General features: G+C 70.3%; 21 protein-coding genes. 10 read left to right on the plus strand and 11 right to left on the minus strand.

Translation table 11 applies throughout. The features are described from left to right. A partial coding sequence (locus tag ACWCRJ_RS37770) for a helix-turn-helix domain-containing protein (protein ID WP_450943525.1) occupies window positions 1-307 on the minus strand: 307 nt, incomplete at its 3' end. 507 nt (window positions 308-814) lie between these two features. Here ACWCRJ_RS37770 and ACWCRJ_RS37775 point away from each other — a divergent pair. From ACWCRJ_RS37775 to ACWCRJ_RS37785, 3 genes are all read left to right on the plus strand, one after another. Continuing rightward, a complete protein-coding gene (locus ACWCRJ_RS37775) occupies window positions 815-1,798 on the plus strand; it encodes an ATP-binding protein (protein ID WP_450943526.1) in 984 nt (327 codons plus the stop codon). Continuing rightward, on the plus strand, window positions 1,785-2,231 hold the full coding sequence (locus ACWCRJ_RS37780) for a hypothetical protein (RefSeq protein ID WP_450943527.1): 447 nt from the start codon (window positions 1,785-1,787) through the stop codon (window positions 2,229-2,231). Before ACWCRJ_RS37775 ends, ACWCRJ_RS37780 begins: the two co-directional genes overlap by 14 nt. Window positions 2,232-2,347: 116 nt before the next feature. Further along, window positions 2,348-3,130 carry a class I SAM-dependent methyltransferase gene (locus ACWCRJ_RS37785; protein ID WP_450943528.1) on the plus strand — a complete coding sequence of 261 codons (783 nt, stop codon included), beginning with the start codon at window positions 2,348-2,350 and terminating at the stop codon, window positions 3,128-3,130. 68 nt (window positions 3,131-3,198) lie between these two features. Here ACWCRJ_RS37785 and ACWCRJ_RS37790 read toward each other — a convergent pair whose 3' ends face one another. Beyond that, entirely contained in the window at window positions 3,199-4,152 is a 954-nt protein-coding gene (locus tag ACWCRJ_RS37790) for a D-alanine--D-alanine ligase family protein (RefSeq protein ID WP_450943529.1), read from the minus strand. A 30-nt stretch (window positions 4,153-4,182) separates the two neighbouring features. Then, on the minus strand, window positions 4,183-5,487 hold the full coding sequence (locus ACWCRJ_RS37795; RefSeq protein WP_450943530.1) for an aminotransferase-like domain-containing protein: 1,305 nt from the start codon (window positions 5,485-5,487) through the stop codon (window positions 4,183-4,185). 110 nt (window positions 5,488-5,597) lie between these two features. Here ACWCRJ_RS37795 and ACWCRJ_RS37800 point away from each other — a divergent pair, with 110 nt between their 5' ends. Both ACWCRJ_RS37800 and ACWCRJ_RS37805 read left to right on the plus strand, forming a co-directional pair. Further along, window positions 5,598-6,161 carry a hypothetical protein gene (locus ACWCRJ_RS37800; protein WP_450943531.1) on the plus strand — a complete coding sequence of 188 codons (564 nt, stop codon included), beginning with the start codon at window positions 5,598-5,600 and terminating at the stop codon, window positions 6,159-6,161. 449 nt (window positions 6,162-6,610) lie between these two features. Continuing rightward, entirely contained in the window at window positions 6,611-6,811 is a 201-nt protein-coding gene (locus tag ACWCRJ_RS37805) for a hypothetical protein (protein ID WP_450943532.1), read from the plus strand. A gap of 90 nt (window positions 6,812-6,901) precedes the next feature. On the opposite strand, the gene ACWCRJ_RS37810 is transcribed toward ACWCRJ_RS37805, so the two are convergent. The 6 genes from ACWCRJ_RS37810 to ACWCRJ_RS37835 form a co-directional block, all read right to left on the minus strand. Next, window positions 6,902-7,837: a phosphotransferase family protein gene (locus ACWCRJ_RS37810; RefSeq protein WP_450943533.1), complete on the minus strand. Its 936-nt coding sequence runs from the start codon at window positions 7,835-7,837 to the stop codon at window positions 6,902-6,904. Window positions 7,838-8,053: 216 nt separating this feature from the next. After that, window positions 8,054-8,713: an HAD family hydrolase gene (locus ACWCRJ_RS37815; protein ID WP_450943534.1), complete on the minus strand. Its 660-nt coding sequence runs from the start codon at window positions 8,711-8,713 to the stop codon at window positions 8,054-8,056. Then, window positions 8,710-9,234 (minus strand): orotate phosphoribosyltransferase, encoded by a 525-nt coding sequence (locus tag ACWCRJ_RS37820; RefSeq protein WP_450943535.1) that lies wholly within the window; start codon window positions 9,232-9,234, stop codon window positions 8,710-8,712. Before ACWCRJ_RS37820 ends, ACWCRJ_RS37815 begins: the two co-directional genes overlap by 4 nt. After that, window positions 9,231-9,785: an SLOG cluster 4 domain-containing protein gene (locus ACWCRJ_RS37825; RefSeq protein ID WP_450943536.1), complete on the minus strand. Its 555-nt coding sequence runs from the start codon at window positions 9,783-9,785 to the stop codon at window positions 9,231-9,233. The genes ACWCRJ_RS37820 and ACWCRJ_RS37825 overlap by 4 nt, the downstream gene beginning before the upstream one ends. After that, entirely contained in the window at window positions 9,782-10,696 is a 915-nt protein-coding gene (locus ACWCRJ_RS37830; protein WP_450943537.1) for a nucleotidyltransferase domain-containing protein, read from the minus strand. Before ACWCRJ_RS37830 ends, ACWCRJ_RS37825 begins: the two co-directional genes overlap by 4 nt. Before the next feature lie 41 nt (window positions 10,697-10,737). Further along, complete coding sequence (locus tag ACWCRJ_RS37835) at window positions 10,738-11,610, minus strand: aspartyl/asparaginyl beta-hydroxylase domain-containing protein (RefSeq protein WP_450943538.1); 873 nt, start codon at window positions 11,608-11,610, stop codon at window positions 10,738-10,740. Between the two features lie 206 nt (window positions 11,611-11,816). Here ACWCRJ_RS37835 and ACWCRJ_RS37840 point away from each other — a divergent pair, with 206 nt between their 5' ends. The 4 genes from ACWCRJ_RS37840 (at window position 11,817) to ACWCRJ_RS37855 (ending at window position 16,568) form a co-directional block, all read left to right on the plus strand. Next, window positions 11,817-13,184 (plus strand): transcriptional regulator, encoded by a 1,368-nt coding sequence (locus ACWCRJ_RS37840; protein ID WP_450943539.1) that lies wholly within the window; start codon window positions 11,817-11,819, stop codon window positions 13,182-13,184. A 1,427-nt stretch (window positions 13,185-14,611) separates the two neighbouring features. After that, window positions 14,612-15,253 (plus strand): HAD-IA family hydrolase, encoded by a 642-nt coding sequence (locus ACWCRJ_RS37845; RefSeq protein ID WP_450943540.1) that lies wholly within the window; start codon window positions 14,612-14,614, stop codon window positions 15,251-15,253. Further along, on the plus strand, window positions 15,229-15,495 hold the full coding sequence (locus ACWCRJ_RS37850; RefSeq protein WP_450943541.1) for a hypothetical protein: 267 nt from the start codon (window positions 15,229-15,231) through the stop codon (window positions 15,493-15,495). The genes ACWCRJ_RS37845 and ACWCRJ_RS37850 overlap by 25 nt, the downstream gene beginning before the upstream one ends. Window positions 15,496-15,506: 11 nt before the next feature. After that, complete coding sequence (locus ACWCRJ_RS37855; RefSeq protein ID WP_450943542.1) at window positions 15,507-16,568, plus strand: zeta toxin family protein; 1,062 nt, start codon at window positions 15,507-15,509, stop codon at window positions 16,566-16,568. A gap of 99 nt (window positions 16,569-16,667) precedes the next feature. Here the strand turns inward: ACWCRJ_RS37855 and ACWCRJ_RS37860 are convergent, their stop codons facing one another. Then, window positions 16,668-17,552, minus strand: a complete 885-nt coding sequence (locus tag ACWCRJ_RS37860) for an ATP-dependent DNA ligase (RefSeq protein WP_450943543.1) — start codon at window positions 17,550-17,552, stop codon at window positions 16,668-16,670. A gap of 916 nt (window positions 17,553-18,468) precedes the next feature. On the opposite strand from ACWCRJ_RS37860, the gene ACWCRJ_RS37865 reads away from it, so the two are divergent. Continuing rightward, window positions 18,469-19,314, plus strand: a complete 846-nt coding sequence (locus ACWCRJ_RS37865) for a recombinase family protein (RefSeq protein ID WP_450943544.1) — start codon at window positions 18,469-18,471, stop codon at window positions 19,312-19,314. Window positions 19,315-19,355: 41 nt separating this feature from the next. Here ACWCRJ_RS37865 and ACWCRJ_RS37870 read toward each other — a convergent pair whose 3' ends face one another. Further along, complete coding sequence (locus ACWCRJ_RS37870) at window positions 19,356-20,954, minus strand: pentapeptide repeat-containing protein (RefSeq protein ID WP_450943545.1); 1,599 nt, start codon at window positions 20,952-20,954, stop codon at window positions 19,356-19,358. Window positions 20,955-21,075 lie beyond the last annotated feature (121 nt).

Raw genomic sequence — 21,075 nt, forward strand, 5'->3', positions numbered from 1 at the left:
CTAGGCCGCTCGGCAGGACCTCCTCGTATTCGGCTTGTTCCCACCACCCGACCTGAGAGGCCGTCTTGTGGAGGGTGAGGATCGCCTCGCGCTCGGTCTCCTCGGTGACGTCGTACAGGTCGAGGAGGCTTCTGATCTCCATCACCTTGGCGAGGCCCTGACCGGTCTCCAGGCGGGAGATCTTGGAAGTTGAGCACTCCAGGTGCCGAGCTGCGGCAGCCTGGTCAAGGCGTGCGCGCTCGCGCAGGCGTCGCAGCTCGCTGCCGAGCCGTCGCCGCCGCACTGTCGGGCCGCTCGGATCGCTCACCCGGCGTCCTCCCCGTCTGCGCTGTCGTCGTGGGTTTGCTTGCTGCAAGTCTGCCTCATTGCGCGACGGGCCGTTAGGCATGCCCCATCACCCCTTCTACGGAGGTCCCTCGTCAGGGGCCAAAATCCCGACTGGGCTTGTCTCATGGGATTGCATGGAGCACTCTAAACGGGATTGCACTACGGGATGTAGTGAGCTGATGCCGCTGAGCTGACGCAGAGGGGTGGCGGAGATGTCGACGACCTGGCCGGCGACCACCGACGTGCGCGCCGGGGTGCTGGAGTTACCAATGACGCCCCAGGAGCGCAGGCGAATCAACGGCGCAACGTGCGCCCGCTGCCCCCGCGCCGACGACCTCAGACCCGGCGGCTACGCCTACACCCGCCGCGGGCCCGAGGACGGCGGCCGACTGGCCTGGCCGGTGAAGGTGTGCCCGGATCACCGGAACACGGGAGGCACCCAGTGAGCCCCGCCGAGGAGTGGACGCCGGGCCAGGAGCCTGGCCCGATGCTGCGACAGGCCTGGACAAGGGGCCGCACGGAGACGGTCACCGTCATAGGCGCGGACGTCCTCCGGGTGACGACGAGCGTCGGAGTCAAAGCGCTCGCTCTCCTGATGCAGCAGGGCATACCGCTGGGCCCGGTGCTGCACACCAACCCCCGGAGGACCGTCGAGATCATCGTGCCGGCCGGGACCGCTCGGACCTGGCCGGGCCTGCCCCTGACCACGTGCGTTGCCGGGGCCGTGGTCCGTGCGCCCGCGCCCGAGGTCACGGCCCTGAAGGGCCGCCGTACGGACGGCCGTTGCTGGTTCGTGCCGCCGGGCGATAAGGCCAGCACCGATCCCGCCGCGCTCGCCGAGGCGATCAGTGACGTGCAGAGCGCGTTCGGCTGGGCCGGACAGGGCCAGGAGGACGATCCCGGGACCCTGGCCAGCCGGTTGGAAGAGGGACCAATGGACGACCGCGAGGACACCCCTACAGAGCTGACCCCGGGCTGGGGTAGCGCCCCGCCGGTCTCCTCGACCGAGACAGGCGCGGGAGTACCGCGGGTGCCGTATCTCGGGGTGACGTGGACGCTCGACGGCCGGGACCCACGTACGCCTGCTGAGGCCCGTCACCGGGTCGCCGAGGGCTGCCGTCTGTGGCGTGTCCCGATGGTGGTGGCCGACGACCTCACGCTGATCGTGTCCGAGCTCGCGACCAACGCGGTGATGCACACAGACAGTTCCGAGATCGAGGTGAGCCTCTACCTCACCGGCGAGCAGGTTTCCGTGGCCGTTACCGACCAGAGCGCCCACGGGCCGCTGACAGCCTGCCAGGCCGCCGAGTTCGCCGAGGGCGGCCGGGGGCTCGTGCTGGTCGAGGCCCTGGCGACCCGGTGGGAGACCCTGCCCACGGCCTACGGCACCGCCGTCCGGGCCCACCTCGACCTCCCCCCAGAGCACCGCCAGCCCCCCCACCACGAGGACACCGCCGATGCACGTCACTGACACGCTCTCGCTCTCCCCCGTGCGCCCAGCGGAACCACCCAGCACACAGGGCGAATGCCTGCGCTGGGCCTGGCCCGTGGGCCCGGGATTGGAGGAGTCGGTTCGTGGCACCGTCACGGAGGCGTTCGTTCACTGGGGGCTCGGGCCTGCCGTCGCCGACCTCCTCGGAGACCTCGCATGGGAGTTCGCCGGAGCCTTCCGACGCAGCCCCTACGTGAAGGTTTCCGTCGGCTGGGCCGACCACCAAGCGGTGGTCAGTGTGAAGACCGCCGAGGACGCCAAGAGCGCCGAAGCCCCGATGAGTCTCAAGCTCCGCCCCTCGACCTGGGGTGTGCGCGGATGCGTCGGCGATGCCGACGCGTTCGCCGTCGTCCGTTTCGCCCGGCGGATCCCCCGGATCGACGACCGCGGGGAACACCCCGCCGCCCCCTAGACCCGCTGGTCCGCGCTCCCCGTCGCGGAGACCAGTGGCGTGCCCCGCCCGGCGGAGACGGCGCCGCTGGGCGGGGCGCTGCACCACCTCAACAACCCATCGGTGAAGGAGAGTCCGTGACGTACGACAGCGACACCTACGGTGAACGCACCGCTTCGGCATACGACCATCTGTACGAGGACTTCGTGCCCACCAAGGAGCAGGTGGAGTTACTGGCCGCCCTGGCGGCCGGTCTGCCCGCCGTGGAGATCGGTTCCGGCACCGGACGCATCACCCTGCCCCTGGCCGCACACGTGCCGGTGCTCGCGGTCGACGCGTCCGAGGAGATGACCCGCCGGCTCGCGAAGAAGACCGGCACCCTGCCCATCACGCCGATCACGGAGGACGCCGCCCGCTACGTGGCCGGCCGACGCGTGAATCTCGTGTTCGCCGCCTTCAACACGTTCTTCCTGCTGGCCGACGAGACCACACAGCGGGCGTTCCTGAGCAACGCCGCGCGCATGCTCAACCCCAGGGGCGGCACGCTCCTGATCGAGACGTTCGTCCCGCGTCCCGGCCAGAGGCTGCCGGACGGGCCGAACCCCGGGACGTTTCCCCAACAGCGTGACGTCGTCGCACTCAAGCGGCGGACCAACGACGGCGTGGTCCTCTTCACCGCCGAGAACCACGACGACAGCCAGGAGTTCCACTACAACGAGATCGTCCTGACCCATGGGGAGCCGGTGAGTGTCTTCCCCGGACAGATGCGCTACTGGTGGCCCGAGCAGATCGACGGCCTCGCCGGTGAGGCGGGCCTGATGCTGCGGGAGCGATGGGCCGACTGGGACCGCACCCCCTACGACGCGGCCCACAGCCCCAAGCACATCTCGCTGTACCGGCTCGCCGGGCAGAGCCACTAGCCAGAACACCACGGCGGCCGCCGTACCCCCTGCGAGGAGGGGGTACGGCGGCCGCCGCCGTCGTGTGCTCAGCCCTTGGGCCGCTGTGCGGCCTGCGCCGCCAGGTCGCGGCAGAAGACGCCGAAGTCGATGCCCGCCGCCTCCAGGGCGATCGGGTAGGTGCTGGTCTCCGTCATCCCCGGAGTCACCCCCGTCTCCAGGACGACGACGTTTCCCTCCGCGGTGATGATCGCGTCGGTGCGGGAGAAGTCCCGCAGCCCGAGCGCCCGGTGAGCGACGACCGCGACCCGGGCGGCCGCTTCGGCGACCGCGGCCGGGATCCGGGCCGGACAGTGGAACTCCACCGCGCCGGGGGTGTAGCGGGCGGCGTAGTCGTACAGGCCGTCGGCGGCGATCTCGACCACTGGCAGGGCCTGCGGCCCGTCGCCGAGGTCGGCCACTCCCACGGCGATCTCCGTACCCGCGATCCGCTGCTCGATCAGCGCCTGGTCGTGATAGGCGAAGCAGGCCATCAGGGCCTGCGGCAGCTGTTCGGGGGCCTCGACCCGGCTGACCCCGAACGCGCTGCCCCCCGCCCGCGGTTTGACGAACAGGTCCGGGCCCAGCCGTTCGACGACCCGGGCCGTCAGCGCGGCCGCCCCGAGGTCGTGGAACGCCTCCTTCGGCAGCGTCACCGACGCCGGCACCTGCACCCCGGCTCCGGCCAGGACGCGTTTCGCCGCAGTCTTGTCGAACGCCGTCCGGCTGGCCTGCGGCCGGGCCCCGACGTAGGCGGCCCCCGCGAGTTCGAGGACCTCTTTGATCGTCCCGTCCTCCCCGGCGATGCCGTGCAGCACGGGGAACACCACGGAGTGCGGGTCCTGGGCCAGCGCGGGCAGCAGGTCGGTGCCGATGTCGCGGAGGTCGACGTCGACACCGGTCCGGCGCAGGGCATCGGCCACCCGTGCGCCGGACCGCAAGGACACCTCACGCTCCGCCGACAGACCGCCGGCGATCACAACGACCCGGTTGATATCGCTCATTTCCGTCCCCTTGAGGCAGTGAAGGTGTCGTCAGGACTGGTCGGGCGCCGGGGCCTGCGGCCCGGCACCACCCGGATGCGCCGTGGTGCCGAAGGTGTCCCGCAGCTCGACCTCACCGGAGATCACACCGGCCAGCGTGCGAACCCCGTCGCGGATCCGGTCGGGAGGCGGGAAGCAGTACGACAGACGCATGTTCTGGCCGCCGCCGCCGTCCGCGTAGAAGCCGGTCCCGGGCACGTAGGCGACCCGGGAGCTCACCGCCCGGGGCAGCATGGCCTTGGCGTCCAGCCCCTCCGGCAGGGTCACCCAGACGAAGAACCCGCCGCCCGGACGCGTCCAGGACACTCCCGGCGGCATGTGCTCCGCCAGAGCGCCGAGCATCGCGTCCCGCCGCTCCCGGTACATCTCCCGGAAGGCCTTGAGCTGTTCCGGCCACGGCTGGGTGCGCAGGTAGCGGTCGACGGCGAGCTGGGCGAAGGCCGAGTGCGACAGCATCGCGCTCTCGGCGGCGAGGACGAGCTTGTCCCGCACCCCCGCCGGAGCCAGCGCCCAGCCCACCCGCAGACCCGGCGCCAGTGTCTTGGAGAACGACCCGAGATACACCACGTCGCCGGGGGCGTCCGCGCGCAGCGCCCGCATGGGCTCGCCCTCCAGGTGCAGCAGCCCGTAGGGGTTGTCCTCCAGGACCAGCACCCCGGCCCGGCGGCACACCTCCAGCACCCGGAGGCGCCGTTCCGCGGACAGGGTCACCCCGGCCGGGTTTTGGAAGGTGGGCACGGTGTAGAAGAGTTTCGCCGGCCGCCCGGCGCGCGCCAGCCCGGCAAGCGTCTCCTCCAGGGCTTCCGGGATCACCCCGGACTCGTCCATGGCCACATGGACCACACGGGCCTGATAGGCGGCGAACACGCCCAGCGCGGTGACGTACGTCGGGGCTTCGGTCACCACAGTGTCTCCGGGGTCGACGAAGACGCGGGTGACCAGGTCCAGGGCCTGTTGCGAGCCGACCGTCACCACCACGTCGTCCGGGTGCGCGTCGATGCCCTCCGCCGCCATCACGCCGCAGATCGTCTCTCTCAGGCTCGCGTCCCCCTGTGCCGATCCGTACTGAAGCGCGGTGTGCCCCCGCTCCGCGATCAGGTCGGACATCAGCGCGGCGATGTTCTCCATGGGCAGCGCGGACACGTTGGGCATTCCGCCGGCCAGCGACACGATCTCAGGACGCGACGCCACCGCGAACAGTGCCCGCACCTCCGAGGCGACCATCCCCGCCGCACGCGCCGCGTAGTGGCCGCGCCAAGGGTCGGCCCCCCGCCGGGATGGTTCATCAGACTGCATCCACTCGCTCCCTGTCTGTCACCACTGAAGAGACCGACAGTAGTGGTGCGGGCAGGCCCGCGAGGCCCCGACGAGGCAGCCGGCGGGCCACGCGCTCATAGGGTGCGGACATGACCAGTCCCGACCGGCTTTCCTCCGAACAGTCCGACCGGCTGATCACCGCGCTGCGGCACGGCCAGGCCCTGGACGAGGCCGCCGGTGAGCTTGGGCTCGACCTGGCCGCCGTGTGGGCGACCGCCCGCACGGACACCCGTCTCGTCGTCGCCCTGACGGGCCGCGACCCGGACACGGCCGACGAACGCGGCCGTATCGCGCGCGCCGAGTACCTGCGGCTCCTCGCCCTGGGGATGCCGCCGAGCCGGGCCGCCCTGATCATGGGCGGCAGCGACCCCGGCGCCTGGCGGGGCGGCGATCCGGCCTACGCGAAGGCCTGCGCGGCGGTCATCGAGGCCGCCGCCCGCTACAACCGCACCGGCCCGGTCCGTCTCACCCCCGATCGGGTCGCGAGGTTCCTCGACGAGCTGAGCCGGCCCGGCGTCACGGTGACGTCCGCAGCGGCGGCCGCCGGGGTCACCTCGGTAGCGATCTATCAACGCCGCCGCCGTGACTCCGAGTTCGCCGCGGCGATGGACCGGGCCCGCGCTCTGGCTCGAGGCGAGGCGCCCACCGGCTGAACCCGGCCGGGAGCCGACACGCGCCCTCGGGTAACGAGGCCGTCAGCGATCACCCCGCGCGAGGGTCATCGGCCCATACGGAGTCGACTTCCCCACGCTGCTGCACGAGTACGAACGCCGGAGAAGGACGAGGTGGTGCCGTGACGGTCGTCACATTTTTGGGGTCTGGCGTTGCGACTTGAAGGCATTTTCAGACCCCCATCGAAGCGACCATCCAGTCACCCGTTGTCGCAGCACAGCAACCCCCCGGAGCGCTGCCCAAACGACGACCAGCGCTCGTCATTGCGCCTTCCCTGCATGCGACTTGGGAGGTCAGACGTGCGCACTGGGGCGTGTGACCTGCGGTTGGATGTGCACAGACGCGGAAGAGGCCGCCCCCTGGTCCGGGACGACCTCTCGTACTCCGCGTCTCGTCCGAGCAATCAGCCGACAACTACGGAGATTCCATCGTGTCAGATCGCCCCACCCCCGAGGAGCCGGACCTGTTCCGGATCCGTAAGCCGTCCCCCGGCTTGGCCGGTGTCTCCGGCCTGGCTCTGGTACAGGCCGCAGACCTCGCGGGGCTCATCCCCGACGGTCCTGCGGCAGGGTTGATGCTTGCCGGGGCAGCGGCCCTGGCCCTGCTCAAGGGATGCGTCCACCGCGGATGATGACCTGAACACTCTGCGGGGGTCCGCACCGGGCCCCCGCACCTCACCCGAGTTGAGGATGGCGCGGTTCGCGCGCAGTACGGGCCGGGGTCAGCTCACGCGGTGGCCGAGGAGGGCGAGGCCGGCCGCTGCCGCGCGGTGCTGGTAGGCCCGCAGCCCGGGGGCGCCGGGGGGCGCGGGCTTGCGGGCGTTGCGGTGCCAGTGGCCGGTGAGCGCCGCGAGGAACGCGGTCGTGGTGTCGGGGCTGTCGGCCGTGGCGGGGTGTTCTTGGAGCAGAGCGGCGACGTCCTCGGGCGCGTATCCGGCGAGGATGAGCTGCGGCGCGAGGGAGGCGGCGTCGAGGCAGGCCGGGCCGGTGGTGGCGTGGGCCCAGTCCACGAAGGTCACGCCGAGGCGCCGGTCGCGGACCATGTTGTCGGCCCGCAGGTCGCCGTGGACGATGCGGTCGCCGTGGGCGAGGGCGGGCCAGCTGGCTTCCAGCTCGGCGAGCTGCGGCAGCCGGTCACGGGCGGCCGGGGCGAGGTCGTCCGGCGGATCGGCGAGGAGTTCGTCCCAGCCGTGCAGGGTGGCCGCCGTCGACGGGGCGCCGTTCACCGCCGCGGCGTACGGGGCGGGGGCGGGGCTGGAGGTCAGTTTGTCGAGCAGGGCCCAGGTCTGTTCGGCGTCGGAGGAGGCCGGGGAGAGGTCGGGGTGGGGTCCGTCGAGGTGGGCGATGACCACGGCGGTCCAGTCGGCCGCCTGGTGGATGCCGAGTAGCTCCGGGGCCGGGGAGCCGGACGGCAGCGCGTCGAGGACGGCGGCCTCATGGGTGTTGGCGGCGGTCAGCGGGTCGTCGGTGGCGGCGGCCTTGACGAAGACCCGCCGGCCGTCGCCCAGACGGAGCGCGGCGGCCAGCTGATGGCCGAAGCCGCCGGCCGGGGTGACCGTGTCGGTGACCTGGGCGCCGAGGGCGGTTTCGAGGCGGGCGCGCAGGGGTGGGGGGACGTCGGTCCATTGCAGACGTCCGCTGACGGGCGGTACAGGCATGGGGGCAGCTCTCAGAGGTTCCGGGAACGGTGGCGGTGAGGGGGGTGCGCGCCGAGCCGGACCGCGAGACGGGCTGAGGAACGGGTGTCCTCAGTGCTCCAGCTCGGCGCCGGGTGCTCGTCGCGGCATCACGCGCATTCGCCTGTGTCCTCTGGGTGCAGAAGTGCGGGAGGGGCGCCCGCGGGGGCGCCCCTCCACTGTAGTGGTGCGGCTGGGTCACACGCTGTCGGTTAGGGGCAGGTGACGCAGGAGGGACGGTCCGATGCCGGTGGGGTCGGGGAGGAGGTGGTGGGCCCCGGCCGCGCGGAGTGCGTCGGGCGGGTGCCACCCCCAGGCCGCCCCGAGCGCGAGGACACCGGCGGAGCGGGCCGCGGCCATGTCGGTGGGACTGTCCCCGACGAACAGCGCCCGCTCGGCGGGGACGCCGAGCCGGCCGAGGGCGAGGTGCAGGCCGTCGGGAGCCGGCTTGGGCGGCGCGTCCTGCCGGGTGATGACGACCTCCAGCAGCTCGGCCAGCGCATCGGGCAGCAGCCACCGCACGCGGTGGGGGTCCTGAAGCGTGACCACGCCGACGGCCGTGCCCTGCGCACGCAGGGCCAGCAGCCCGGAGAGGACCCCCGGGAACGCCTCGACCGGAGTCACCGACGACGCTCCGTCCCACCACCGCTCGCACGCGCCGTCGGGGTCGGCGACGTCCAGGAGCGCCAGGACCTCACAGCGGGGACGGCGAAGAGCGTCGGGAGGAAGGTCACCCGGCTTCACGCGGCGGCCGGTGGCGCAGGTGGCGACCGCCGCGAGGGTCGAGCGTACGGCGGCCGCGCTGTCCACGAGTACCCCGTCCAGGTCGAACAGGGCCGCGTGCCGGAACGCCGTCACCGGGTGCCGCCCGGGTCTCGGACCAGCGCGCGCAGGGTCAGGTGGTGGCCGGCGAGGAGGGCGGCGGCGCCCGCGTCCCGGTCCAGGACGCACACGGCGGCCTCGATCAGGGCGCCGCCCATCCGCAGCAGCCGGGCACTGCGCAGGAGACTGGCGCCGCTGCGGGCGGTGTCGTCCAGCAGCACGGTGCGCAGGCCGCCGAGTTCGGCGCCCTCGATCTGCTGCCACGTCCCGTGGGCCTTGGGCTCCGGTCGCAGGAACGCGGCGGGTAAACCGGTGCGCAGGGACACCGCCGTGACCAGCGGCACCCCCGCCAGCGCCGGACCGGCCAGGGCCTGGGTGCCGTCGGGCAGCAGCTCCGCCAGCGCGGCCGCCGTCTGCGCCAGGAGCCCCGGGTCACCGGCCAGCCGGTACGGGTCGAAGTACTCGTCGAGCGTGCCGCCGTCGGGGAGCCGGTAGGGGCCTTGCCGGTAGGCGACGGCGGCGATCCTCTCCGCGACGAGCGCGGCGGTGGGGGTCACGGCGCGCACCGCCCGCCGCCGAGCGCCCTGAGGTCGGCGTGCAGGGCCTTGATGTCGGGCAGTTCCCGCAGGAAGCCCAGGGGACGGGTGGGCGTCTCGGTCAGCCACCGCTCGGAGCGCAGGAACGCCGACAGTCGGCACGCGGTGGGCCCGAGCAGCCGTACGGGCAGCGGGCGGATCGTGGTCGCGTAGTACAGGGCGGCGGTGAGTTCGTGCAGCGTGCCGACCCCGCCGCCCATCGCCACGACCAGGTCCGCTCCGTCGAGGTAGGCGTGCAGCCGGTCCCCCATGGTCGGGGCGTACACGGTGGCGGTGACGTGCTCGTTGAACGCTCCCCAGTCGGGGCGGCCAGCCAGCGTGATCGCGGTGACCGGTACGCCGTGGCGGGCGGCGCCGCGCGCGGCGGCCTCCATCAGCCCGTTGTAGCCACCGTGGTGGAGGGCGTATCCGGCGAGCGCCAGCGCGGAGCCGGCCGCCTCCGCCATCTCCTCCTCCCCGGCCGGGGGGACGACGCCGGCGAACAGGGCCGCGCTCCGGTGGTCGCCGCTCACGACAGTCCCCCCTCGTGCTGCTGGTAGGCGCGGTACGCGGTGATCTCGTCGGCGAGAGCGCCGACGGCGTGCGGGGCGATCCGCCGGGCGAGGCGCACGATGCGCTCCAGAGCCTCATCCGCCTGCGCCACGGTGGGTACCGGCGGGCCGGTCAGCGCGTCCGTCAGCTCGGCCAGGCACTCCCGGCCGGTGGCGGTCCGGCCGACCTCGTCGGGCAGGTGATACCAGCCGTGATGCCGGGAGTGCGGCACCAGCGCGGTGCGGATCACCTCCCGCAGGGTGACGTTCAGGTCGTGCAGCAGTCCGTAGGCGATGTACTGCTGACCCCGGGCCAGGCGCTTGCGGAGCATCGCGTGCAGCACCAGAGCCTGAACGATCAGCTGGCCGCAGTCCGCGGGTGTCTGGGCCGCCCGGCTCAGTTCCTGCGCCGTCCGTACCCGGGTGTCCACGTCGGTCGCGTCCTCGGCGCCGGGCCCCTGCCACAGCAGCCGGGGGCCGATCCGCCGCCGCAGGGCCCCCACCGCGCTGGTCGGGCACAGGTAGAGGTCGAGTTGGAGCAGGTGGCCGCCGTGCGGCAGCAGGTAGACGTACCCGGCCCCGCCTAGGTCACCCACGATGGTGTCGCGCCAGCCCGGCAGCAGCGTGCCGAACGCGGTGGACATCAGCGCGTCCAGACTGGTCATCAGGGCGGGCAACGTCTCGTCGCGGACGGCGACGACCAGGTCGACATCGGAGAGCCGGTCAGCGGTGCCGGTGGCCAGCGACCCGCGCACCAGCAGATGCGTCACCGCCGGTGCCGCTTGCAGCACTTCGGCAAGGTCACCCAGGACCGCCAGCTGAGCCGGCCGGTGGGCGTGCGCCAGTTCCTCGATCGCGGACAGCCCGCTCGGCGCGGAAACCACGGTGGACATGGGGTGTCTTCCTCTCTGGTCGGGTGAAGGACGGGCGGGGGTCACGCACGGGCGAGCAGGTGCGCCTTCGCCTCCCGCCACCGGCGCACCTCAGCGTCCGCACCGAGGCCCGCGTGGAGGTCGGCGATCAGGTCGTACGCGCCGCCCTCCGGCAGCGCGTAGGTGTAAAAGGCGCGCAACAGGGTCTGTTCCGCCGAGCCGGTGAACCCCAGTTCCACGAGGTCACCGGCCCGCTCCAGAAGCCCAGCCCGGTCCGCCGCCGTCATCCGCGGAAGGTCCGCCGTGTCCCCGTCGCGCAGGTGCGGGCGGGCGGCCAGCGCCTCGTAGGCGTCGTCCGCGTAGACGTCGGCGATCAGGTGGAGCCGGTCCGGGCCGGTGGTGTTGCACACTCCGTGCGCCTGCGACGGCGTCAGCCGCCACAGCGCCCCGGCCGCCATGTGGACCCGGACCCCCGCGGTGACCAGGACCGCCGAGGGGTTCGTGACGAGCGGGATGTGCAGCCGGTGCCGGCCCCTCTCGCGCAGCTCGGCGTAGTCGCGGTGCTCCCACAGATACGAGTGCGGCTCCAGCCGGGCCAGGCGTACGTACATGAAGTCGAGGCCCAGAGAGTCGAGGAACCGCCCGGTGGCGGGCATCTCCCGCAGCAGGGACGTGGGCCGGGGACGGCCGTCGCCGATCACGACGTCGTGCGGATCACCGGAGGCGGAGTGGTTCATCAGCGCCGTGGTCCACCAGCCTCCCGACTGGTACTCCCCGTACGCGACGACGCCGGGCGTCGACACTCCGAGCGCCTCCGCCCGCATCAGCTCCACCACGGACTCCTCCAGGTCGACCAGCCGGGCGACCTGACCGAGCACCTCCGCCCGCCCGGGGCCGGCCTGCGCCGTTGCGGCTGCGGGCAGTGTGGTCACCATGTCGTTCCTCCTGACACGTCGTCGGAACGCGGCCCTGGCGGGCAGCGGTGCAAGAACACCGCAGACACGAACGCCCGCCCAGATTGCGCGCGTTGCCGCCGGTTGCGGGTCGTTGCCGCCTGTTGCCGTTCGCCCCCGGCGGGCTTCCCCCGCCCGCCGGGAGCCGGAAAACTGGAGAGTGTCCCGCGCCCGCGAAAGGTTGGTCCGTGACCACTGACGCCGCCGAACACCACCCGCTGGCCCACCTGTTGGCCGTCCGCGGACTGAAGGCGCAGGCGTATCTACTGCGGGTCGCCGAGCAGCACCAGCGCATGGGGTACGGGCAGATGGCGTACCGGCGGGAGAAGGTCTCCCGGTGGATCGCGGGCGTCTACGCGCCCAGCTACCACACGCAGCTCGCCATGGCCGCCCTGGAAGGGATCCCGCCCGAGGCGGTCCACGCCCACGGCTGGCCGGGCTGGCTCTTGCTGGCCCTGCCCGAGGACCACACCCTTTTCACCCTCCCGTGGACCACCACGGGAACGGTCCATGCACTGGAGATCACAGGAGGTCCGGTGGACCGCAGGAAGTTTCTGGTCACCACGTCCGTCACCCTGGGCACCACCGTGGCGCAATGGTCCGCCGCCGCCCCAGCCGGAGCCGCCCCCACCGCTGGCCGCCGTATCGGCGCCGACGTCCCCGAGCACTTCGAGCGCCGCCTCGACGCCCTGCGACGGCTCGACGACACCGTGGGATCCGGCGACGTCTACGACGCGGCCCGCGTCGAGATCCGCCTGATCAAAGCCACCCTCGACAACGCTTCCTTCGGTGAGGGCGTCGAGCGGCAGCTGTTCAGCGTGGCGGCCGAGGCCTCCCGCGCGGCCGGCTGGACGGCGTACGACAGCGGGAAGGCCGCCGCCGCCGAACGTCACTACTCCACCGCGCTGCGGGCCGCCGCCAGCGCCGATGACCCTGTCGTCGGAGCGAACACGCTCGCTTTCTGGGCCATTCAGCACTATTCGACCGGCAACCCCCGGGGCGCGGTCGATCTCGTCGAGGCCGCCCTGTCCCAAGCACCCCGGACCGGCTCAGCCCGTCTCACCTCGATGATCTACGCCCGTGCCTGCCGGGCGCACGCGCACGCCGGCGACACCCGGGCCGCCGACCGGGCCGCCAACGCCGCACTCGACGCGTATGAGAACGCCAGCCCCATCGGCGACGATCTCCGGTGCGTCTACTGGTACAACCTGGGCGAGGCTCATCAGCTTCTCGGCAGCTCCGCGCTCAACCTGGGCAACCCCAAGCGGGCCGTCCAGCACTTCCTGGAGGCCTCCGACGCCCACAGCCAGGAGGCGTACAACGCGGCCGCGTTCCCCCGAGGCCACTCGATCTATCTGGCACGTCTTGCCGAAGCGCACCTCAGTCTCGGCGATGTCGACGCGGCCGTTGCCGCCGCGCACGACGCCGTCGACCGCATGGGCGGCGTCACCAGCGCACGCGGCACCAACACACTGGACGACCTGCGCAAGAAGTTCGCCCGCCGCCGCGGCATCCCCGCCGTCGCCGAGTTCCTGGAGTACACCGCGACCGGGTGACCCGGGTGACGGCATCCCCGGGACGACGGCGGGTTCACGGTCGGCGTTCGTGTCCAGCCGGGCCAAGGCCGTCAACGGCCTTCCGGCTGCAGCCGGACCCGCGTCGGGTGAGGATGTCGTGGCGTACGGCGGTGCTCTTCTCGGCGTGATGGCGAAGCCGGGAGAGTGAGGAACACCAACAGGGGTGACACCTTCTGTGTCAGTCTGCGATTCGGTGTCGTACGATGCAAAGGACGCACTCGGACCAACCAGGGCTGACCAAGGCTCACTGCGAGCCCACCCATCCTGAAGACCACGAGGGGTCCGAATCGGCGCCTACCGATATCGAACCCCCCGCCGAGTACCGCAGTCACCGAGCCCGGCCGCGCATCCATCGGCCGGGCTCACTGCTGAGCGCAACCTTTTGCGGCGGGTATTCGGTTTCCTGGTCAGAACCAGAAGGACCGCAGTACATCGATGACCATGACGATCACCGGCGCCCAGTCCGCAAGCGCCTGACGCGAGGTCAAGACGCGCTCATAACAGGCGCAGTGCTCGTGTTGGTTCATCGATGCCTCCCCTCACTCACCCCAAGTGGCCCTTGGGAGGACCCCCGCACCAGTGGTGCGGAGCACGTGAGGGGTTCGTGTGGTGAAGCAAGGCCCAGCATAGGACAGGGGCCGCTACCCCAAGGCCCCGGGTGACCACAACGTCGACGATGCGACTGTCGACAGGGAAACAAGGTTGTTAGGCCTAGGCACTTTGAATCAAACCCTTGCCTACTGCGGCTCTCCGTAGAAAGCGCAGGTGAACGGCCCGATGTGAGACTCGAACACGAGATTGACCCTGTGTGATCCAAATCACAGGTCGAGTTTCGCGGATCGCGGCGGCTCCGTTCTCCTCCGGGCTCTGGAGTAGGTGGTCGAGCCTGCCACCCCGGCCCGGTCGTCGGCTCGGCCGAGCTGCGCAGGGCCACCACGAGCCCCGGGTGCGGCCACCAGGACGTTCGGGCCGTGACAGAGGTCGACCCGTCGAGGTCGATGAGCACCTGATACGCCGTACGGCCGTCCGGCCAGTCCTGGCGGGCCCGCACCGGCGACCATCGCCAGGTGCCCCGGGACCACACTCAGAACGCCGGCCGGTGCCCCGGGACCATATCCACACCACCGGATGTGGGCCGTTCTGTCGGAGCCGGTGGAGGCGCGGCCGTGGCGGCCGAAGGTGCGAGCATGGCCACCAGGAGGTCCAGGTCGGTCACAAGGCCGCCGTTGTGCCGCACTGGCGGTGATCCCCGCAACTTGGTAGACGCATGCGGACGTGTCCGCCGAGAATTGGGCCCGGATTCTCCAGCCTGACCAGACCGGAGGTCAGCCACCAGACCGGAGGGCAGAAAAAACCTCACCCAGGGCAGCTCATCTCAACGTGCACCAAGAGAGGTTGGAGACCAGATGGAAGCAATCCTTTTCGACGTCGACGGAGTTCTCATCGATTCGGGGGCAGCGCACGAACGCGTATGGAAGGCGTGGGCTGAACGGCGCGAGCTCGACCCTGATCATGTGTTCGCCGTGACCCAGGGGAAGCGACGAGTTGACACTCTCCGGGCTCTGGCTCCCCACCGTTCAGAGGACGAGGAGAACGAACTCCTCAACGCTCTCATGGCGAAGGAGGAGGCATCAATCCGCGCGTACTCGGGGGTGAGCGCGTTGCTGCGGGACCTGGCACCGGACCGATGGGCCGTGGTGACGTCCAGCAGGGGTGACGCGATCGTTCGCCGTTTCGAGGCAGAGGGGTTGCCCGTACCTGCGGTGCGGATCTGCGCGGAGAACGTGCCAGAGGGCAAACCCAGCCCCCTGGGTTACTTGGCTGCCGCCAAAGCGCTCGCGGTCGACCCGGCGGCCTGTGTGGTGGTGGAGGATTCCCCGGCCGGCGTCGAAGCCGGGTTGGCAGCGGGCTGCACGGTCTACGCCGTGGCCAGTACGCGCCCGGCCGAACAGCTTCGGAAAGCACACGTCACCTACGAAAGCTTCGACCAGATCGCTGACCGACTCAGGGAAGGTACGAACTCATGGCTGACGTCGCCTCGTACATAAGGCAGGACGCAGAGCTTTCAGCTGCTGAGGAGATCGCGGACACACTGCTCGGATGGGCTGCCACTCAACTGGACCGAGCGTCAGACAAGGGAACCAATACAGCGACCGCAGCCTACTGGCGGGCTCAGTGCGATGCGTACGAGCAGTTGACGCGCACAGTACCCCGCATGACAGCCGATGAGGTGAGTGACCTCATCGCCGCTCTCTCCCCCGTAGTGAAAGGCATAGTGAAGAACGGATGAGTCTTGCAGGGTTGGATCCCAAGCGCTACAGCCTGCCCGGCAAGGAGCACGACCGGATCTATCGCGATGTGGTGCGACCTCTGGTGTTGAACATTCCAGCAGCTGAGCAACCCACAGCCGTCATCCTCTGCGGAACTCCGGGCATGGGGAAATCCAGCGTTGCGCGTCAAATTCTGGCCAACGAGCCAGCCGCAAAAATCAGCAGTGACAAGCTCTCGAAGTTTCACCCGCAGTGGTCCCACCTCCTGGCCGCCGACGACTCGACCGCTGGGTTCTACGCCCGACACGATGCGGTGAAGTGGGTCGACGCGGCCCTACACGATGCGACCACTGCCAGGCTGCCCATCCTGGTCGACACCGCGCTAGCCAGCCCGGACCGGGCTCGTGACTTGTCCCGTCTCTTCCGGGACGCGAACTATCCGGTCCACGTCGTAGCTGTGACGGGACCCGGCGCCTTCAGCCAGCTGGGTGTTCTCCACCGTCACTACACAGACCGCCAGGCCCAAGGAGGAGCCCGTTTCGTCGACTCCCCGGACTCTCTCTTTCCCGGAGTTGCGGCAAGTGTTAGAGCCGTAGAAACCGAGAGCCTTGCTGACAGCATCACGGTCTACCGACGAACCGGCGAGGTCCTCTTCCGAAACACGCTGGATGCCCGCGGACGCATGGAGCTGCCAGCGGGAGCCGAGGCCGCCGTTCGTGCCGAACGAACGAGGAAGTGGACGGAACCGGAGGCGCGCTGGTTCGCAGACACGGCAGAGCGTTTGGCCGGCGTACCTCGAGGCGAGCTAGGACCGGGCACTCGTGATCGATGGAGTTCCCTCGTCGCTGAAGCGGTCAGCTCTGCGCAACCTTTTATGCACCCCGCGCACAGCCACCGAACCGCACAACTGTTGAGGCGACTACCTGATCCGGAGGTTGCAACCTCAGCACGAGTGGCGGCCCTCGGCTTCCCTGGCGCCGCCGCTGACGTCACGCGCTACCAGCAAGACGTCAACGACCGCGACGAGTCCGGACATCAAGGCCCTGCACGAGGCCCAGCACCGGATCCAAAAAGAACCGGACCGGAATTGTGAAGTAGGCCAGGTGACAACCACCCGGCGACGCAGGCGCTGTTCTGTCCGTGCCACTGCCGGGAGCGACAAGCCGACGAACAGAAGACGGCTCGTTCTATTTCAGTGTGTTTCTGCAGGCCGCAGCCGGGTGACCGTCACGACCTGATGCCGGGTGCTGCCCGCCATCACCTCCGCCTGCGCGTGACCCGCCGCGACGTACGGGGTGCCGTCGCGGGTCGCTTCGAGATGCCGGGGCTCGTCGTCGACCAGGAGCGCGGCCGCATCCGCCGCCAGCGGCCCGGTGAGCCGCTGAGACAGGGCCCGGCGGCCGCCCGGCAGCTCGACCACGAGTGCGCGCGGACGTGACCGGGGGCCGGTGTAGCCGACCACCGGCGCATCAAGCGGTTCCGAATGCCTCACCTTGATCCAAATTCGGGACGGTCGGTAGAGGCTCGATCCGGGTTTGGCCACGAGGCCCTCGATTCCGAGGGGTCGCAGGCTCTCGTACCAGTCTCGGGCCGTCTCGACGTCGTCCGTGGCGGGTACCGCCTGAATCGGCGGACCCATGTCGCCGAGCGCGTCCAGGAGGAAACCCCTACGGGTGACGTACGGCCGTCCTCGCAGGTCACCGTGGACAAGGTGGCTGAGGCAGTCCCATACCGGGTAGCTCGCGGGCAGCTCTGCGGCGAGGGCGCGGGCCCGCGCCGGCGTCGAAGCCGCCCGCGACTGCACCGCACCCCAGTCCAGCGCCCCGCCCCGCCAGATCACCAACTCGCCGTCCAACGTCGTGCCCGGCCGCAGGGCCATCCCGGCCAGCGCGACATCGAGCCACACCGCCGTGATGTCACGGCCCGACCGGGAGAAGAGCCGGACCCCATCGGTGTCCCGGACCAGTACGGCCCGGTGTCCGTCGAAATTTCGGCTCGTACCACCAGCCAGGGCCGACAGGCAGCGCGGGAGCCGATGCGGCGAGGGCGACCCGCAGCGGCAGTTCCATGACCCCACGCTAGGCCGCTGTAGACCCGGCCGCGCGCCGAGCCTGCCCGGGCGGCAAGGACGGAGCGGCGATCTTCGGACAGGTGGGCGACTCCCGGAACTGTACATTTTGTACGGGCGCAAAGCATGCACCTGTCGAGCAAGGGGGATGCCGTCCCTCCCCGTCACAGCGGGGCCGTCAGTCCAGTGCGGACAAACGCCGACGTCGAGCCGTCGAAGTCGGCGATGAGCCTGCGTAGGCGAGTAGTCTTCGACGGGCGCTTTGGCAGGTCGGGATGCGTGATCCACGTCACCTGACACCCGTTTGGTTTGACTCGCGCATCCAGCCCAACCAGTCTTCATCTCGGCGGTTTTGAGCACTGCTCCTAATGGAGAAGTGTGCTCATCGCTCCCTTCCCAGCAGGTGCACGCGCGGCCGACAGACGGGCCACGTGGCGAGCGGCACGAAAGTGCCCGATCCCTGGGAGGGCGAAGCTCAATGAACGGCGGCCTTGACCTGCGCACGGCGGTCCTGTTGCTGGTGGGGGTAGGTGCCACGTACGTGGCCTTTCGGTACCCCGCTTTCGGTATCGCTCTCTTGGTAGGTGTCGGAGTCGTGACGCTCCTGCACCTCTTGCTCAAGCCGTGACCCGTGTGGCGTGCGGACTGGCGGGCGCTCCGCGTTGATTGCGCACGGTCGTTGGTTCGGGCTTCGCGTGCACACGCGAAGCCGTCCCAAAAACGGTCGGTTTCGGGACGGTCGAGCTGGGCCGGCGACACGCCGCGCCAACCTGTCCCGAAACCCGTCCCGAAACTCTGCGGGTACCAGTGCAATCGGGACGGGTTTTTGGGACGCTTGGGGAGCGTCACCGCACCCGCGGTGCTATAACCCGACGGAGAAGGGCCCACCGGTGGGGCAGAAGATCGAGAATGCGACGGTCCGGGCATGAACCGCGAACAGCTCGGCGAGGCCGAGCGCGCCGCGCTGGTCGAGCGCCAGGAGTGCCCGCGCTGCACCGTCCCGCCCGGCTCGCCGTGCCGCACCCGGACGGGCACCGTCGCCACGGTCTACCACTCGGTGCGCTACGACACCGTCCCCGTACTCCGGTCGGGCCCGCCGATCCGGGTGCCGAAAGACAGGGAGCCGGGCAAGGCCTGGCGGATGATCCCGCAACCCGACGCCCAGCCGGCCACCGCCGAACGCCCCGGCGACCGCATCGGCTACGGCCGAGTCTCCGGACACGGCCAGGACCTCGAAACACAAGAGCGACTGTTGAAAGCGGCCGGGTGCATCGAGCCGCTCTACGTCGAGACGATCAGCACCCGCCAGCCGACGCGACCCCAGTTCCAAGCAGCCCTTGCCGCTCTTCGGCCGAACGACATCCTGACGGTCACCATGTTGGACAGACTTGGCCGGGACACCCTCGAACTCATCACCAGCGCCCAGGACATCGAACACCGCGGCAATAGGCTGGAGATCCTGCAAGGACCGCTCGCCGGTGTGTACGACCCGCGAGGCCCCGGCAAGCTCGTCTTCACCGTGTTCGCCGCGTTCGCCGAGGTCGAGCGTGAGTTCATCCGGGGCCGCAGCCTCGACGGCCTGGCCACGGCCGAGGCCAACGGCCGGTACGGCGGTCGCCCCCGCGCCATCGACCCCGACACCCTCGCCGTCGCCCTGGCCCGCCGCAAGCGGACCCCGCCCCAGTCCGTCACCGCCATCGCCCGGGATCTCGGCGTAGGCCGGTCGACCCTGTACCGCGTGCTCGCCGAGCACGAGGAGCAGCCGTCCTGACAACGACTTCAGTCGACCTGCCAGTCCAGGGAGAAGGGCGGTCAGGCAGGGCTCGTCGGTTGCCATGTACTCGGTACACGGAGCCCAAACGGCAGCGGGGAGCCTGCTGCTGGGATCAGGTCAACGGGTGCGGCGCTCCCGAAGGCTCTACTGAAGTCGACTGTGCCGCCAGCGAACGTTGACTCCCGGAACATAACCGTGCCGCCGACGAACGTCGACGCGTGGAAGTTGACGGTGCCGCCGGAGAACTGTGACCGGGCGAAGTTGACTGTGCCGTCGGCGAACGTCGACGCGTGGAAGTTGACGGTGCCGCCGGAGAACTGCGACTCGCGGAAGTAGACCGTGCCGCCGGAGAACGATGATCCGTCGATACTGACCATGCCGCTGGAGAACACCGACTTGATGAAACTGACCGTGCCACCGGAGAACGTCGGCATGAGGAACCTGACCGCGCTGCCGGAGAACATCGCCCCCTGGAAGTCGACCATGCCACTGGAGACGGTCATCCCGGCGAAGTCGACTGTACCGCCGGCGAACCTCGACCCGCGGGCCCTGACTGTGCCCCCGGTGAACTTCGTGTGGTTGAAGTTGACTGTGCCGCTGGAGAGGGTCATCCCGGCGAAGTCGACAGTGCCGCCGGCGAACTCTGACCGGGCGAAGCTGACCGTGCCGCCAAGGAACGTCGACCGGGCGAAGCTGACCTTGCCGCCAGAGAACGTCGACCCGTAAAAGAAGACGGTGCTGCCGGAGAACATAGAGCTGTCGAAGCTGACCGTTCCGTCGGCGAACTCTGACCAGGGGAAGCTGACCGTGCCGTCGGTGAGCACCGACCGGGCAAAGTCGACTGTGGCGCCGGAGAACACCGACCGGGCAAAGTCGACTGTGGCGCCGGAGAACACCGACCCGTAGAAGCTGACCGTGCCACCGGCGAACACCGACCGGGCAAAGTCGACTGTGCCGCCGGAGAACACCGACCCGGAGAAGTCGCCGCCGTCGAAGACGACTCCCGTGAAGTCGAAGTCATGACCTTGCCATGAGTGCTGATGGCCGGACGGCAGGCGAAGGTGGTCACGAACGAGCCTGACGATGGTGTGCCTGACTTCCCGTAAGGACAAGTACGAGTGACGGGCCACCGCATCGTCCGCAGGTAGGTCGGGTTCAGCGGTGTAGGGGAGACGGAGGTAGGCGCACAGGACGTCAATGCAGGTCTGTCGCAGTGCGCGGTTGGGGGCGTCGTCGGCGAGGCCAGCGAGTGCGTGCACGCCGCCCAGGCGTACGGCGGCGGATTCGTCGCCGAGCTGGGAGACGGCGGTGGTGAAGCGTTCGGTGTGCAGCCGGGTGGCGTCGCGAAGCGCGCCGTCCTCGTCGACCCGCTGCCGGCGGTAGGCCACAACCAGGGCCACCAGGGCGCCCGCGCCGGCCACCACACCGAAAGCGAGCTTGACCAGATCGAACAGCGTCTTGGAGTCAATTCGGTGTTCCGGCTTCAACCCGCGTACACCGAGCAGCTCCCAGCCGGCGTAGAACACGGACCCAGCCGCGAGAAACGCGGTGCCGAAGGCCAGGACCAGGACGGTACCGACGGGCCACAGACGCAGACCGCGCCGTTCAGCCGGACGCCGGGGAAGACGTGCACTCATGACCCACAGGACAGACCAAGGTGCACGACCGGTTGCAGACGGCCACCGTCGATGCTGCTACGGTCAGGACCGCTGAACTGTGACGGAACAGCGAGCTGAGCCCCGGACTCCGGCCCGGGGC

It is taken from the genome of Streptomyces sp. NPDC002324 (assembly GCF_053593335.1).

Excerpts from the sequence above, each read along its gene's own strand:
- ACWCRJ_RS37790 (WP_450943529.1), bottom strand. The coding sequence starts at position 4,152 with ATGAGCGATATCAACCGGGTCGTTGTGATCGCCGGCGGTCTGTCGGCG.
- ACWCRJ_RS37775 (WP_450943526.1), top strand. The coding sequence starts at position 815 with ATGCTGCGACAGGCCTGGACAAGGGGCCGCACGGAGACGGTCACCGTC.
- ACWCRJ_RS37865 (WP_450943544.1), top strand. The coding sequence starts at position 18,469 with ATGAACCGCGAACAGCTCGGCGAGGCCGAGCGCGCCGCGCTGGTCGAG.
- ACWCRJ_RS37870 (WP_450943545.1), bottom strand. The coding sequence starts at position 20,954 with ATGAGTGCACGTCTTCCCCGGCGTCCGGCTGAACGGCGCGGTCTGCGT.
- ACWCRJ_RS37835 (WP_450943538.1), bottom strand. The coding sequence starts at position 11,610 with ATGGTGACCACACTGCCCGCAGCCGCAACGGCGCAGGCCGGCCCCGGG.
- ACWCRJ_RS37830 (WP_450943537.1), bottom strand. The coding sequence starts at position 10,696 with ATGTCCACCGTGGTTTCCGCGCCGAGCGGGCTGTCCGCGATCGAGGAA.
- ACWCRJ_RS37845 (WP_450943540.1), top strand. The coding sequence starts at position 14,612 with ATGGAAGCAATCCTTTTCGACGTCGACGGAGTTCTCATCGATTCGGGG.
- ACWCRJ_RS37800 (WP_450943531.1), top strand. The coding sequence starts at position 5,598 with ATGACCAGTCCCGACCGGCTTTCCTCCGAACAGTCCGACCGGCTGATC.
- ACWCRJ_RS37795 (WP_450943530.1), bottom strand. The coding sequence starts at position 5,487 with ATGCAGTCTGATGAACCATCCCGGCGGGGGGCCGACCCTTGGCGCGGC.
- ACWCRJ_RS37780 (WP_450943527.1), top strand. The coding sequence starts at position 1,785 with ATGCACGTCACTGACACGCTCTCGCTCTCCCCCGTGCGCCCAGCGGAA.
- ACWCRJ_RS37850 (WP_450943541.1), top strand. The coding sequence starts at position 15,229 with ATGGCTGACGTCGCCTCGTACATAAGGCAGGACGCAGAGCTTTCAGCT.
- ACWCRJ_RS37810 (WP_450943533.1), bottom strand. The coding sequence starts at position 7,837 with ATGCCTGTACCGCCCGTCAGCGGACGTCTGCAATGGACCGACGTCCCC.